We start from the raw sequence: 2,326 nt of genomic DNA, 5'->3' as shown, positions 1-2,326 counted from the left end.
GGCCCGCCCAAGCCGCCCGGCGCCCCCAAAGCGCCCAAGCCCGCCGGCCCCGACCCCCTGCAGCAAATCAATGACCTGATGCGCCGTCTGGGCTGGGTACTCGACCTGCGCGTGGGGGGCAAAACCTACGTTACGTTTGGGGTGCAGCGCACGCCCAAAATCACGCTCAACGCCGTGCTGGGTAAGATTGGCTCGTTTTTTAAATAGCCGGCTGCCGCGAGGAGTAACTTTTAGGCAAAAACCGGCCGGAATGCAACTAATTCCGGCCGGGGTAGTTTCGTAGCTACACCTCTGGCGCTCTTCCCATGAACCCCGATTCCGAACGCGATAACCGGATTAGCGCCCGTCGGCGGGCGTCCTCGTTTGGGCGCATCGAGCGCCTGCCGCCGTTGTTGGTGGCGGGCTACCTGGGGATGCTGGCCATTGCCATCATGTTCGCCATTCTGCTGGCCGCCTACGTGCAGGCGCGCGTTCACAGCGGCGTGCCGACCGGGCTGTACGCCCTGCCGCGCTATTTTTCGCTGAGTACCATCGTGCTGCTTATCAGCAGCTACACCATGGCGCAGGCTCCTCGTCTCTACGCTCAGGACGACCTGGCCGGCCTAGCGCGCTGCCTGGGGGCTACGCTGCTGCTGGGCAGTGTTTTTGCCGGGTTGCAGGTGCTGGGCTGGCGCGAGCTGCTGCAGAATGGGGTGGCATTCCGGGGCGAAGGGAGCCGCAGCAGCGGGCAGTTTCTGTACCTTATCTCGGGCTTGCATGTGGCGCACCTGCTGGGCGGCATGCTGCTGCTGCTGGCCATTGTGTTGCGGGTGGCCCACGCCGAGCGCGATGCCGTGCGGACACTGGTTTTTATTCGCAACCCTTATTATCGCCGGGTGTTGCGCCTGCTCGGTACTTACTGGCACTTCATCGATGTGCTTTGGGTAGTGCTGTTCGGTGTGTTTCTGTTTATGTATTGAGTTTCGGAAGCGGCCAGCAGCAAGGCTTTTTGGTGAAAAAGTAGAGCGGTGCTTAAAAAGTGGTGCCGATTAACTGCCAGCAGGCCAGTCTGCTGCGGCTCTGATGGCCAGCCAGTAGCCTGGGCCGCGGATTAGGGCTTCACCTCCAGCCAGCCTTTGAATTGGCGGCCATCGGTGTAAGTGGCCAGGTAATAGTAAGTGCCGGCCTGGCCTTGGCCCGACCAGCGAAACTCCCGGTCAGCGGACTCAAACACGGGCTGGCCCCAGCGCGAAAACACCTGGATGCGGGCAAATCGGTTGTCGCAAAAATCCACCGGCAGCTCGGGTAGGCGGAATTCGTCGTTCTGGCCGTCGCCATTAGGCGTGATGATGTTGTAGAGCTTAAGTACGGGCGAAGAGGGCGCTTCCACCTCAAAGCGCACCGTCTGCCGCTGGGGGAGCGGGCGGCAGGTGGCGTCGAGCAGCTGAAAGGTTACGTCGAGCGGGCGGTGCAAATTCACCGCTCCGCAGTTCACGTCCCACTCGAAAGTGCCGGAAGCCTGGCCTGCCCCGTTGCGCGCCGCGAAGCGCATACCCGCCTCGGCCAACGTAAAATTTTCGCTGCCGGCCGTCAGCGTCAGATTGTCGCCATCGGCATCCGTGCCCGTAAAATCGAGCGAAAACGTGGCGCCCAGCGGTAGGCGTACCAGTGGGGGCTCGCCTGGCTTGGCCGCCGGCGGTAGCGGTACCGTTGGGCGCAGTGTTGGCGGCGTATTGGCGTAGCGCACCACCACGGCTACATTCAGCGTGGCCGTCTGGCGAACACCGCACGGCGACGTGACGGCCGTGAACTGAAACTGCCGCAACGAATCGCCGGCCAGCACCCGGCAATCAACCGGCCAGCGAAACTGTGCCTGCAACGGATTGGCCGGGCCGGCCGGTGTGAGGGTAGCGCCGAGGTCGCTTGGCGCAAAGCCCTGGCCAGTAAGCTCGAGCTGCACCGGCTGGTTGAACGGGGCCGCGGCCTGCACATCGAAGCTGACTACCTGGCCCACTCGCACAACCAGCGGCTGGGTGGTGGGCGCAGTACTGCTCAGGGTGGGCGGCCCGCCGGGTGGCGGGGCCGAAACGAACGATACGCGTACGGTGTCGCGCTTGGGCAGGCTGCACCCATCGTCGGCCACTATCACGTCGAGCTGCCACACCTGGCCGCGGCTGTCGAGGCAGTCCGGAAAGCAGAGCACGCTGCTCAGCGTGTCGGGCTGCCCGGCGGCGTGCACCACGCCAGTGCTGGCGGTAGCAAATGCGGGCAGCGGCCCGCTGAAATTCACCGGCCGCAAGGCCAGCGTGAGACGGGAATTCGGGTCGGGGTCGGTGAAGCGCACGCG

General features: G+C 64.1%; 3 protein-coding genes. 2 read left to right on the top strand and 1 reads right to left on the bottom strand.

The window, feature by feature from the left end; all coding sequences use genetic code 11:
• Window positions 1-207 (top strand): hypothetical protein (locus tag ACYVDE_RS20525; RefSeq protein WP_460503401.1); only part of this gene is annotated, 207 nt, incomplete at its 5' end.
• Window positions 208-305: 98 nt separating this feature from the next.
• A complete protein-coding gene (locus ACYVDE_RS20520) occupies window positions 306-959 on the top strand; it encodes a cytochrome c oxidase subunit 3 (protein WP_460503400.1) in 654 nt (217 codons plus the stop codon).
• 131 nt (window positions 960-1,090) lie between these two features.
• Here ACYVDE_RS20520 and ACYVDE_RS20515 read toward each other — a convergent pair.
• Window positions 1,091-2,326: gliding motility-associated C-terminal domain-containing protein (locus tag ACYVDE_RS20515; RefSeq protein ID WP_460503399.1), on the bottom strand; the 1,236-nt coding region annotated here is incomplete at its 5' end.

This window comes from Hymenobacter agri, assembly GCF_054778495.1.
The sequence above is the reverse complement of the archived record's forward strand: the minus strand, read 5'-3'. Positions and strand labels throughout refer to the sequence as shown.